The 11981-nt window shown below is 46.6% G+C and carries 9 protein-coding genes and 2 tRNA genes; 6 read left to right on the forward strand and 5 right to left on the reverse strand.

What is annotated here, in order from left to right:
- The 3 genes from MJ770_RS04345 to MJ770_RS04355 form a co-directional block, all read right to left on the reverse strand.
- Positions 1 to 1690: hypothetical protein (locus MJ770_RS04345; RefSeq protein ID WP_239250381.1), on the reverse strand; the 1690-nt coding region annotated here is incomplete at its 3' end.
- Positions 1687 to 2679, reverse strand: a complete 993-nt coding sequence (locus MJ770_RS04350; protein WP_239250382.1) for a hypothetical protein — start codon at positions 2677 to 2679, stop codon at positions 1687 to 1689. The genes MJ770_RS04350 and MJ770_RS04345, both read right to left, overlap by 4 nt.
- Positions 2680 to 3229: 550 nt before the next feature.
- A complete protein-coding gene (locus tag MJ770_RS04355; RefSeq protein WP_239250383.1) occupies positions 3230 to 4528 on the reverse strand; it encodes a hemolysin family protein in 1299 nt (432 codons plus the stop codon).
- A gap of 649 nt (positions 4529 to 5177) precedes the next feature.
- Between MJ770_RS04355 and MJ770_RS15445 the strand changes: the two genes are divergently transcribed.
- The 6 genes from MJ770_RS15445 to MJ770_RS04390 all read left to right on the forward strand — a co-directional run bounded on the left by MJ770_RS15445 (position 5178) and on the right by MJ770_RS04390 (position 10095).
- Positions 5178 to 6659 (forward strand): SEL1-like repeat protein, encoded by a 1482-nt coding sequence (locus tag MJ770_RS15445; protein ID WP_305855777.1) that lies wholly within the window; start codon positions 5178 to 5180, stop codon positions 6657 to 6659.
- A gap of 96 nt (positions 6660 to 6755) precedes the next feature.
- A complete protein-coding gene (gltX, locus tag MJ770_RS04370) occupies positions 6756 to 8147 on the forward strand; it encodes a glutamate--tRNA ligase (protein ID WP_239250384.1) in 1392 nt (463 codons plus the stop codon).
- A 61-nt stretch (positions 8148 to 8208) separates the two neighbouring features.
- Positions 8209 to 8284: transfer RNA gene (locus MJ770_RS04375), tRNA-Ala, on the forward strand.
- Between the two features lie 23 nt (positions 8285 to 8307).
- Positions 8308 to 8383 (forward strand) — tRNA-Glu (locus MJ770_RS04380).
- 390 nt (positions 8384 to 8773) lie between these two features.
- Positions 8774 to 8914 (forward strand): hypothetical protein, encoded by a 141-nt coding sequence (locus MJ770_RS04385; RefSeq protein WP_239250385.1) that lies wholly within the window; start codon positions 8774 to 8776, stop codon positions 8912 to 8914.
- A 38-nt stretch (positions 8915 to 8952) separates the two neighbouring features.
- Positions 8953 to 10095 (forward strand): S1C family serine protease, encoded by a 1143-nt coding sequence (locus tag MJ770_RS04390; protein WP_239250386.1) that lies wholly within the window; start codon positions 8953 to 8955, stop codon positions 10093 to 10095.
- Between the two features lie 374 nt (positions 10096 to 10469).
- Here the strand turns inward: MJ770_RS04390 and MJ770_RS04395 are convergent, their stop codons facing one another.
- Positions 10470 to 11372, reverse strand: a complete 903-nt coding sequence (locus MJ770_RS04395) for a GIDE domain-containing protein (RefSeq protein ID WP_239250387.1) — start codon at positions 11370 to 11372, stop codon at positions 10470 to 10472.
- Positions 11373 to 11388: 16 nt separating this feature from the next.
- Complete coding sequence (locus MJ770_RS04400) at positions 11389 to 11961, reverse strand: LemA family protein (protein ID WP_239250388.1); 573 nt, start codon at positions 11959 to 11961, stop codon at positions 11389 to 11391.
- Positions 11962 to 11981: the final 20 nt, after the last annotated feature.

The raw sequence follows: 11981 nt of genomic DNA on the forward strand, positions 1-11981 counted from the left end.
CTTGCTCTGGTATTGCGGTATCCGTATCTTGCTCTGGTATTGCGGTATCCGTATCTTGCTCTGGTATTGCGGTATCCGTATCCTGCTTTGGTATTGCAGTATCTGTATCCTGCTCCGGTATTGCGCTATCCGTATCCTGCTCCGGTTTTGCGCTATCCGTATCCTGCTCCGGTTTTGCGGTAACTGTATCCTGCTCCGGCATTAATGGCCGAATGTCACCAGCCGTTACGGTAATGTCCATTACGCCGTTATCCGGCTTCCAGTCGGTAAATGGAAGATTCAGCCCCTCATTGTGAAAGGGCTTGATACGATATTCAAAGTTACTGATCGACTCTGTGTTGTCCCGGTTTACATACAAGGTGACCGATGCCTCCGTTGCATCGGCTCTCAAGGTAAAGTTCTTCACCTCTGAAAATTCGTTGTTAGGACTGAACAAACTACTTCTTACCTCCACCAGCACTTTGAACAGCGAAAACTGATCAAAGATATTGGGAATCGCCTCGATCGGCAAATTGGTTCGGCTGGCCTGCGCTGGGGATACCAGAATATCGCGCTCTATTACATTCAGGCATTCGTCGCAGATAACGCGCTTTATGACTGGCCACGCAGAAACCACCTCGCCATAGGAAGAGACCAACTCGGCAAAGCTTTTGTCCGCTCTGGCTACGGCACCAGCTTCCAAAACAACTGGAGTTACAAATGGAATTTGATGTCGGTGCAGCTTGTTACCGGTTTTGCTTTTGGCGTAGACCACCACACCAGATACCATTAGTGGATAAGGGCTGAGATTCTTGATTGAATCGGTGGTATCAAGCTGGCTGATATCAGTTATCCACTGCCCGGCAAAGTCGGTGAAACTCACAAAGTAAGGAATCTCTAATTCGACACTGTTGTTATTGGTAGTGAAGATAACACGGCCAGCCACGCCGCCATCTCTAATAGAGGCGACTACATCTTCCTTTTGGCTCTGTGTCAATGTGGCCTGCACCCGGATTGGGTCTCCGATCATTGATGGAGAATTGATGATTTTTACATTTTCTTCAGGGATTAATGAGCTTAGTCCGGCAATATCGACCCTCACCGAATCTACTGGGAGACGTTGCAAGCTAACTGGTTTGTCATTCGCTGGTTTTATCGCATACTGGGCCAGTTCCTGTAGTAGAGACATGCCACCATTCAGCCGTCTGGTCTGCAGGGTGAAATTCAAAACAATTAACTCTTCCTGCGATTCATCGGCGCGCGTACGATGCAGAAAGTTAATATCAAAGCCATCAGTGGCATCATATTCAAGCAGGTACCCGGCTGGATAAAAGTAAAATGTGTTGAGTGATGTATGATCTCGGAATAATGTGCGTGCGAAAGGAATATGAGCCTCAAAATCTGCTCTGATGTATTTTGGCGACGAGGGCTCAAATAGATCAACCAGATCGGTGTTGAACTCAGTATTGGGCCCGGTTGGGTCGCCATCTTCTTCCTCGGTGGTAGTTGCTTGTGTTGATCGCGGCGCGATTATTTTCGCCTTGCTACTCTTAAAGCTATAGCTTGATAACACACGCAGGTTTTTGGCACTCAGCTGTTTGGCACTCAGCTGTTTGGCCGTCACTGCGGTCTGAGCAACGGCGCATTGTTGTAAAATCAGGCTACCAATCATAACCAACCCGGCGACCACCAATTTGCAGTTAGCCATCATGCCCCCCTGCGAGTACAGTACTTGATTGCATTGTTGACATTCTTGCCCGCAGCAATTGAATTTTTGAAACATCCGGTGACCTTTTGCGCGTTGCTGACTCCTTCACACAGATCCAGCGCTTTAGACCAGTTCATAACATGGAATGTTTTTTTGCCCCATGAGCTTTTCTTGTGCAGCGCATAGTTGAAACAATTACCGGGGGAGAATTTGGAAGTCGTGCCTTTGCACAATCTCTTTAAATTGCCGCTTGCCCAGGATTTTTTCTTGCCGGCCGCATCCCATGCGATTCTGCCCTGCACATAATTGAAACATTCGGTTTCTTGTAATTTGACAGGTGGTGGTCTCCTGACAGGTGGTGGTCTTGTGACGTTGGGATTCTTATCACACGCACTGACTGCTTTCTGCACAGACAAATTACTTGCGATCCTGGACTTCAGGCAATTAATTTGCTGGTTGGCATTATTGGTTCCTTTACACAACTGCGTGGCAAGAACCCAATTCATGGTATGAGAGGATTTTTTACCCCATCGCGCTCCGCGAAACATGGCGTTGTAAAAACAAGTCGCAGGCGCTGCGCCATTTTTGGTGCCGCGGCACAGATTTTTGACGTTACTATCAGACCAACGTTTCGAGCCGGTGTAATTCCAGGCAATTTTATTCTGTACACGGTTATAACAATCTTGTTCTGCGGCAAAGTTTGATCCACCCGTGATAACTGGTGGTGTCGGCTCTGTAGTGTGCAGAAAAGTGAATTCGTCCACCGTCGGCGCTTTGGCTCCGGCGAACAAAAATTCTACATTTTTTGCTGACGCTTGCCCTGCATCCGACTTGTTGTCGGTTAGGCCGGCTTCTTCAGCTTTTTTTTCGGCATATTTCTTGAGCGCGTCAACGAATATATCTTGCAGCCCTGTAGCGTGTGAATTGTTCAGCAGCATAACCCCAGCCACGACAAATAACATACTGCCAAGACCCTTCATGCATTTGCTCATATATTCTGGCCTTTTTTAGATCAGTTGATAAATCAACCTGGCTTTTCAACTCATCCTACCCAGTTTGCTCTGCTGAAATCGTACATCTACAGCTTAAAGTTGTGACGATGCCCACATATAAAAAACGCTTCAGACAGAACTAAGTTCAACAAGGATTTTCGACAGATTTACACTTATAAACCAATTTGTCAAAGCCAAATAGATATATTCGTTAGCGCTAACAATAGTATCCGGCAATTTAGTTCCGTAAATTCAGTTGGTTGTTGTTTTGCTATCTGGATATTTCAAATTCGAATTTTTAAGTGATTGATCAAGTTGTGTTATATCGAAAAAAGTCAGGCTAATAATTAGTAGAGCTGTGTAAAGCAAAGCCTTGTATTGAGCCGTTTTTCTCACGATGGAGACCAAAATTTAAACCGAAATTTCAATCCCTAATTAGTGGTTTTACTGCATTTTCGGTAGTGCTAAAGCACCTTTTTATCCGAAGATGTTGTTTGATCCATTTGAAGAACAGTTCGACCTGCTAGCATGCCAATCGCCGGACAACGGATCAGGGTTCTTGCGCCCGAAGAGTCGCTAGAACCTGATCAACCCGGTTCCGATCTACGTCCACTACTTCAAAATCCCAATCTCCTGCGGTAAAGCGTTCGGACTTGCGGGGAATCCGACCCAGTGAAGCCAGAACAAATCCACCGACGGTGTGAAAATTCCCCAACTCTTCATCGGGAACACTACGAATTTCCAACTTGTCTTTCATTTCATCGATCGCCAGCAGACCATCCAGAAGCCAGGATCCATCCGGGCGACGCACGGCAAGTGCATCTTCTGGTGCGTCAGAAAGCGGCATCATCTCACCGACCAGTGACAGCATCACATCGCCTAACGTCACAATGCCTTCGGTAACGCCAAATTCACTGACAACCAGAGCAAATGTTGTCCTGTGCTGACGCAAAGCACACAAAAGATCGATTAACGTCAGTGAGGCTGGCACAAACAGGGGTTGATTTAGTGGGAGTTCAGCAAAGTCTACTTCACCATCTATTACTGCCTGCAAAATATCGTGGCTTTCTGCGATGCCGATGACATGCTGCATATCGCCCTTACAGACTGGCAGTTGAGAGTGGGGCACTTCCCGCAAAAGTTTTAAATTACGTTCACGTGGTGCGAGAAGATCAAGATAATCCACATCTGCAGCAGGCGTCATGATGCCTGCAAGTCGACGATCTTCCAAGCGCAAGACGTTACCCATCAAGTGGCATTTTTCAGGCGCAATCGAGCCCATTTTTTCACCCTCATCAACAAAGGCAATAATATCTTCCACGCTGGTAATTGCAGGCGCAGATTGAAATGGGAGTATAGCCAGCACGCGATCAGCCGACCAGGACAGGACATAAATAGCCGGCGACAACACACGAATAAACAATGACATGACGGGCGCGCATCGCGCTGCAAATTTTTCCGGGTGGGCGATCGCGATACGTTTGGGAACAATCTCTCCCAGTACGATGGAAACAGCCGTCACCATCACAATGGTTGCGATGAACGAAATAGGTTCCCGCCATGCGCCTAACAGAGGAAAGTCGCGAGGAATAGCGGCTTCAATCGATGCTGATAGAGCAGATTCTCCATAAATGCCCATTAACAGTGCTGCAGCAGTAATGCCGGTCTGAGTTGCTGCCAATAGTCGGCTGGGATGTTCTTTAATGATGAGGGCTACTGCTGCTCCCTTGTTTCCTGCTGCCGCCATTTGAGCAAGTTTGCCAAATCGAGAAGAAGCAAGCGCCATTTCTGCCAAAGCAAAGAAACATGATAGAGAGATAAGAAAAGCGAGTACGTATAAGGCATTCATATTGCAATAGCGTCATTTTAGGATATACGCCATTCTATCAACCGAGTACTTTTAAAGGTGGGGCATATACTGAAATTGCGTACTTCCAAATATTTAGTTTGCAGACGACTGCAATCATGCATGATGAAAAACCAGCAGTACAGTGACCCTCTCCGTCAGGACAATAATTCATCGAGTGGAAGATGGTAATCTACTGTCAAGCTGCGGAACGGCGTAGACCCATTGCCTGCACTTCTCTATTGGCTGATCAAAGATATTTTTTAGCCAATCAAGTTACATTTTCGAGCGGTCACACTCAAAATACAACCGATCCTAAATTGGCATAGAGGTCGGCAGGTTTCGACCCGCGCTTGGCCTCAAACAGGCTGAATGCTTGCTCTTGTGTACCTTCTCCAAATGCCAACCTGCGTGGAATGTACTCCAAATTTCTGACCAATTTGATTCACCCTTTTGATACCACGGATCGCTTCAAGTGCGACCTTGGCCTTGAACTCGCCAAAATATTCTTGTGCTTCGCCTCACTCATAAACTGTCCCTCAATTGCAACAGTTACCAGCTTAATTGGTTGTCTGAATAGCAGGGGCCACTATAATCATAAGATTGAAAATCGTTGTTAACATTTGAATGCAATATTTTTTAGGAGAAGCTTATGAAATACGCAGTGAACCAGATGGTAACAACAGCATGTTTGATGTTATCCATAACCGCATACGCGGGATATGACAAAGGCAAAGCGGCGTACGATAATAAAGATTATGCAACAGCCCTGAAAGAGTTTAAGCCTTTAGCCAATCAGGGAAATGCCGATGCACAAAATTACATCGGGGTGATGTATGGAATTGGCCAAGGCGTTCCGCAGGACTACAAGGAAGCGGTGAAATGGTATCGGCTCGCCGCGGACCAAGGTGATGCCACTGCGCAATACAACCTCGGGGTCAGGTATTCCAATGGCCAGGGCGTTCCGCAGGACTATAAGGAAGCGGTGAAGTGGTATCGACTCGCCGCGGACCAAGGCGATGCCACTGCACAATACAACCTCGGGGTCAGGTATTCCAATGGTCAGGGCGTTCCGCAGGACTACAAGGAAGCGGTAAAGTGGTATCGGCTCGCCGCGGACCAAGGCAATGCTACTGCGCAAACCAATCTCGGTGTCAGGTATTCCAATGGCCAGGGCGTACTACAGGACTACAAGGAAGCGGTAAAGTGGTTTCGGCTCGCCGCTGATCAAGGCCATGCAGATGCGCAAACTAACCTCGGAGTGATGTATGACCAAGGCCAGGGCGTACTGCAAGATTACAAGGAGGCGGTAAAGTGGTATCGACTCGCCGCTGATCAAGGCCATGCCACTGCGCAATACTACCTCGGTGTGAGTTATCACAATGGCGAGGGCGTACCGCAGGACTACAAGGAAGCGGTGAAGTGGTATCGGCTCGCAGCGGACCAAGGCTATGCCAAAGCACAAACCTACCTCGGAGTGATGTATGACAACGGTCAAGGTGTACTACAGGACGACAAGGAGGCAATAAAATGGTATCGGCTCGCAGCGGACCAAGGCTATGCCGAAGCACAAAACTACCTCGGGGTGATGTATGGAATTGGCCAAGGCGTACCGCAGGATTACAAGGAAGCGGTGAAGTGGTATCGGCTTGCTGCTGACCAGGGCTATGCCACTGCGCAATACAACCTCGGCGTCAGGTATTCCAATGGCCAGGGCGTACTGCAGGATTACAAGGAGGCTGTGAAGTGGTATCGGCTTGCCGCTGACCAAGGCTATGCCACTGCGCAATACTACCTTGGGGAGATGCATGCCAACGGCCAAGGCGTATTACAGGACGACAAGGAGGCAGTAAAATGGTATCAGCTCGCCGCTAACCAAGGCGATGCAGATGCCCAAAACAATCTCGGGGTGAAATATGAATATGGAACAGGCGTAAAGCAGAACCTTATTATAGCGTACGCGCTCTACAACCTGTCGGCAGCTAATGATCCTGCTGCAACAAATAAAGCTTCTAAAAACCGCGGCAGAGTGTCATCGAAAATAAACTCTTCACAGATTGAAAGGGGGCAAACTTTGTCGCGCAACATGTTGGCTCCTGGAACACTATTGCCGATATTAAAAGCAATGGATTGATAAGCCTGAAGTGTTGCGAACATTGTTAGTAGCACGAGCGGCAAGGTGGCGTAAAATATGCATTCTGTTTTTACTAAAAATTACTGATTAAAAATTATGACCATACGTACTCGTTTCGCGCCTAGCCCCACGGGTTATCTGCACATCGGCGGCGCCCGTACCGCATTATTCTCTTGGGCTTATGCCCGCAAGCATGGTGGCAAATTTGTCCTGCGCATAGAGGATACTGACGTGGAGCGCTCTACACCTGAAGCAGTACAAGCTATTCTAGATGGAATGGCTTGGCTTAATTTAAGTTATGACGAAGGCCCGTTCTATCAATTGCAGTCTATGGAACGATATAAAGAGGTAATCCAGCTTATGCTGATGCAGGGCTTAGCCTATTACTGTTACGCCACGCCAAGTGAACTGGATGCTATGCGCGAAGCTCAACGTGCAAGCGGTGAAAAACCACGCTACGATGGTCGCTGGCGTCCAGAATCCGGCAAGGTGTTGCCTGAACCGGCTACTGATACGAAACCAGTGGTGCGCTTTAAAAATCCTGCCAAGGGAATTGTAACGTGGAAAGATTTGGTGAAAGGACAAATTGAATTTGACAATGAAGAGTTAGACGATCTCATCATTGCTCGTGCCGATGGAACACCTACCTATAATTTTTGCGTAGTAGTAGATGATTGGGATATGGGCATTACGCACGTGCTACGTGGCGACGACCATGTCAATAATACGCCTCGTCAGATCAATATACTAAAGGCATTGGGTGCCAACGTGCCACAGTACGCGCACTTATCAATGATACTAGGTGATGACGGGCAGAAACTATCCAAGCGACATGGTGCAGTGAGTGTGATGCATTATGATGAAGAGGGTTATCTGCCAGAGGCAGTAATTAATTACTTGGCAAGACTGGGATGGTCGCACGGTGATGAAGAAGTTTTTTCAGTGGAGCAATTTTGCACATGGTTCGACCTCGACCATATCACGCCATCTGCAGCACAATTTAATACTGAGAAATTAAACTGGCTCAATCAGCACTACATCAAACAGGCCGATAATGCGCGGCTTGTTGCGCTAGTAAGACCGCGCTTGGAAGCACGCGGCGTATCAGTGAGCGCCAAACCTGCATTGGAAGCTATCATTGCCCTTTATAAAGAACGAGTCGTAACCCTCAACGAATTGGCGGATGCAGCAGAAATATTTTATATCGATTTACATCCCAATCAAGAGTTGCTGAGTGCCCAACTGACTGCTGAAGCGATGCCTGCTTTGCAGGAACTAGCGGAACGCCTAAAAGATGTAATGTGGGAATCGGTTGCAATAGGGGCAGTAATCAAGGAAATAATAGGCAAGCATAGTTTAAAAATGCCTAAGTTGGCGATGCCGTTGCGTGTTATGCTCACAGGGCAAACCCAGACCCCCTCGGTAGATGCAGTAATAATACTATTTCCACGTGAGGTCGTATTGGCTCGGTTGGCACGATATATTTAGCACATACCAAGTATTCAGCTTTACAAGGGGGTGCTCGATCATTATAATGCGCGCACATTTTGGGGGTATAGCTCAGCTGGGAGAGCGCTTGCATGGCATGCAAGAGGTCAGCGGTTCGATCCCGCTTATCTCCACCAAAATGGTATCACCAAGCCCTTTAGTCCCCATCGTCTAGAGGCCTAGGACACCGCCCTTTCACGGCGGCGACACGAGTTCGAATCTCGTTGGGGACGCCAAATAAAACAATGGCTTGCAGTAATGCAGGCCATTATTCTCGTATTCTGCCTTGAAATACTTTCCGCTTTTGATCAAAAATCCGACGGAATCGTACATCATTAGCACATAATAAATATACAGCTTACAGTGATGTGTGCATTTTGTTCCTCTCATGAGCGTATATGCTTACATATAAGCAGATTCAAGATACTATCCACAGCATTCGCAAAGTAGCTGTTAAATAATTAGTGGATTACTCTCGTTTAAGGGCACCTCTTAAATCCTATTTTGACCACAATACTGCGTTACTCGAAAATTATTTTTCACTTGCATATAACCATATGCCTTGTTTAAATTTTTTACTCGGCTCTTGTCTTACATAGAAAACGATAGAACTTAAGATTGCAATTTTGAATATTGCCCAAGTTGCATGGGACATAACCATGCAACTTGGGCAAAGCCCAGCAGCGTTGAAAAAACTTAACCGTGTGAAATACAAAATCATTGCACTCACGATCATCCTGGAAGGCTTTGGTCAAGACTGCATTTAAAACGACTAAAGATTCTATTGGCTGACCGATATTGACCCATGAACATTGAACCCAATCGAGGAACACCCGATCCATTTTACCGGCGCCTAGTGACTATTTCCATAATGCTGGCGACGTTTATGCTGTTATGGACGCTTTTGCCAGCCATCGAATCACTATGGGTTCCCTCTGAAGGTCAGCTCCGCACGGTCACTGCCCGAGGTGATCTGGCCGCCGATGAACAAAGCACAATTGAACTATTCGAAAAATCACGCGGATCGGTCGTATTCATTTCCACTGCTGCTCTGGTACGCGATGCGTGGACGCGCAACGTCTTTGCCGTACCCAGGGGGAATGGCTCTGGCTTTATCTGGGACGACGCCGGCCATGTAGTTACAAACTACCACGTAATTGAGAATGCCTCTGGTGCCACTGTAAAATTGGCAGACGGCCGAGATTACAAGGCATCTCTAATCGGCGCTAGTCCCGCGCACGATATTGCGGTATTACGCATCGGTGTGGGTTTCAAACGACCGCCTCCTGTGCCGGTGGGCACCAGCCACGACCTGAAGGTGGGTCAAAAGGTTTTTGCAATCGGCAATCCATTCGGCTTGGACTGGACACTGACCAACGGCATCATCTCAGCGCTCGATCGTTCATTGGCCGGGAACATCGGCCCGCCCATTGAACACTTGATCCAGACCGATGCAGCTATCAACCCTGGCAACTCGGGCGGTCCATTGCTGGATTCGGCAGGACGGCTTATTGGGATCAATACCGCCATATACAGCCCCAGCGGGGCATCTGCAGGTATCGGTTTCGCCGTTCCTGTGGACACCGTTATGCGCGTGGTACCACAACTAATCAAAAATGGAAAATATATTCGTCCAGCCTTGGGCATCGAGACCGATGAAAAAATAAATGAGCGACTGAATACCGTTACTGGCACAAAGGGTGTGGTTGTGCTGCGCGTACAACCAGGTTCAGCAGCCGAAAAAGCGGGGCTCAAGGCCGTAACTAGAACCTCCCAAGGTATGCGTCTTGGTGACACCATCGTGGCGATCAATGGCAAGGATATTTATACGGTATCCCAACTACTGGCCCGCCTGGACGACCACAAAGTCGGCGATGTAATTCAGCTAACCGTAATGCATCAAGGGGAAAAGCGAGACCTGACCGTGACCCTGCAACCAGGGAATTAAAGAACTCTTTTAAAGAATACCCGTCAACAGCCTGTCGGAATTAAAGGAATATGGTACAGCTCATGCGGAACAACCACCCTTTCCTTCTGTATTCCTTTACTCAATAGCACGATAACACGAACAAGAATTGTCGCCAGGCTACGCCCCCCTCTCAGCGTACACTGCATTCATTTCATTTTGCGCATACACGTCAGCAAACCGTTCACTATCAATCAGCGTGCTTGCATAGCACACTCCCCTCAACGACCTTGTGCTCCAACTGGGTGAATTAAAGTGCTGACTATAATGACAAAATAATGGTAATACAGGAGTGTCTAAGTGGCTTTTACGTGTGCCAGAAGGATGCGATATCAAATTGATAAAAAATAGAAAAATCAGATAGCTACAGTGACAACTATACAACAACTAATCACAGCCCCTAATAGCCCAGCCACGGCATAGTAGCGATAGCGTTTAGCCAGTATTTTTTGGCTATGGGTGGACAAAATAAATGGATGTTGATTATTCGGCGATTTACTTAAAACATGTACGGTGGGTTGTTGGTATAAGTGACTGCGCCGCTTTTCTGCTTCGTTTGTTGCTGCTTTGCGGACTTGCTGCCATTCGTTCAGGTCTATTTCACCACTGCCATCTTGATCAAATTTTTGCAGTAACTGATCAGAATCTTGTTTCCATTCTCGCAAAATTTCACCGGTTACTTGATGACTACCAGGAACCTCACGTCCGCCTCCTTGACTCTGAAAATAACCGAGCGCATAAATCACGTCATGAACATAAATAAACTGTTCGATATAACGATAGCGGCGCTGAATCATACTTTGAAGAAGGCTAGAGCTATGTTTGTCACCCATCTGATGCGTGGGAAATGCACTATCCCCATACCAGGTACGGGAGTGCTCAGTAGTAATTTGCGCGCCCTTGGGATTGATAGTACATGTGCCAGTTTTATCTTTGATTTTAAAAGGAAATTCGCTAGTATTTTGGTTAATGGTTTGCCAACGGCTATTTTTTCCAGATTTTTGAAGTTGCTGTATTTTGTAATGAAACCAAACACAGGGTATACCGGAAAGTGGGGCAATTAAACCACCTCCTTCCCCCGCCGAGACAGCACCCTCTAATTCTACATAGCCTTGCGTAGCAGAACGAATTTTGGAAGTGGGAGTGTCTTCGATTAAACGCGCACGCCTAAGATAATAAAAAGCTAATACGAAACACACCAATGTCAATATACATAATGCAACCAGGACAAAGATACTTCGTTCATCTGTTACATTCATTGCTATTACTGGACCTTCATGCAAATAAAGTAGTTAAATTGACATCTGTTATTTCTGCATCTGAGAACTCCAATAAATCAAATGCTTTAAATCCAATATTTTTAGCCACAATTACATCAGGAAATTGTTCTATACGGACATTGTTTACATTCACCGAATCATTATAAAACTCTCGGCGATCAGCAATATCTTGCTCCAAACCGGTAATACGTGACTGCAGGTGTTGAAATGATTGGTTGGCTTTAAGTTCTGGATAAGTTTCCGCCAATGCGAATAAATTACCTAAACCCATACGCAACTGGGTTTCCGCGACACCTAACGCTTTAACGTTAGAACCTTGTTGTGCTGCAGCAACTGCCGAACGCGCCTTAATAATCGCTTCCAGCGCACCTTTCTCATAAGTCATATATTGTTTGCAAGTTTCAACTAACTTTGGCAATTCATCGTGACGTTGCTTGAGTAATACATCAATATTGGCCCATGATTTAGATACATTATGTTTCAGGTTAACCAAATTATTGTATATAAAAATTAAATATATTATTGCCGCACCAAGAATAACGTTAAGTATTACCCATGAAGGATCCATAAAATCAGCTCCCGATTAAG

This window comes from Candidatus Nitrotoga sp. M5 (assembly GCF_927904885.1).
Lineage (GTDB): Bacteria > Pseudomonadota > Gammaproteobacteria > Burkholderiales > Gallionellaceae > Nitrotoga.

Excerpts from the sequence above, each read along its gene's own strand:
- MJ770_RS04395 (WP_239250387.1), bottom strand. The coding sequence starts at position 11,372 with ATGAATGTAACAGATGAACGAAGTATCTTTGTCCTGGTTGCATTATGT.
- MJ770_RS04400 (WP_239250388.1), bottom strand. The coding sequence starts at position 11,961 with ATGGATCCTTCATGGGTAATACTTAACGTTATTCTTGGTGCGGCAATA.
- MJ770_RS04390 (WP_239250386.1), top strand. The coding sequence starts at position 8,953 with ATGAACATTGAACCCAATCGAGGAACACCCGATCCATTTTACCGGCGC.
- MJ770_RS15445 (WP_305855777.1), top strand. The coding sequence starts at position 5,178 with ATGAAATACGCAGTGAACCAGATGGTAACAACAGCATGTTTGATGTTA.
- MJ770_RS04355 (WP_239250383.1), bottom strand. The coding sequence starts at position 4,528 with ATGAATGCCTTATACGTACTCGCTTTTCTTATCTCTCTATCATGTTTC.
- gltX (WP_239250384.1), top strand. The coding sequence starts at position 6,756 with ATGACCATACGTACTCGTTTCGCGCCTAGCCCCACGGGTTATCTGCAC.
- MJ770_RS04350 (WP_239250382.1), bottom strand. The coding sequence starts at position 2,679 with ATGAGCAAATGCATGAAGGGTCTTGGCAGTATGTTATTTGTCGTGGCT.